Annotated in this window: 1 pseudogene; it reads right to left on the bottom strand. The window is 37.8% G+C overall.

The window, feature by feature from the left end:
- Positions 1-233: pseudogene (locus AB4496_RS29620) on the bottom strand (hypothetical protein); the annotation flags it as partial.

Consider the following 233-nt stretch of genomic DNA (forward strand, 5'->3'; position numbering starts at 1 on the left):
GATAACAGTTAAGATCATACTCAATACACATACCTTTAAAGTTATCGCCATACTGAGACCAAAGTATGGGATGGTCATTCGATTGAGAGAAGCACATAACCTTGAAGTCATTCTGAAGTTCTTTGTTGAACAGGTGATGAGATTCAAAAGGGTTATTAAAGGTCTTAGCGGAATCAAACCACAACGAACACTCGGATATCGATTGTATGTTTCTATCGTGAAGAGATCTGAAC

Origin of the sequence: Vibrio sp. 10N.222.46.A1 (assembly GCF_041473595.1) — a bacterium.
Lineage (GTDB): Bacteria > Pseudomonadota > Gammaproteobacteria > Enterobacterales > Vibrionaceae > Vibrio > Vibrio tasmaniensis_A.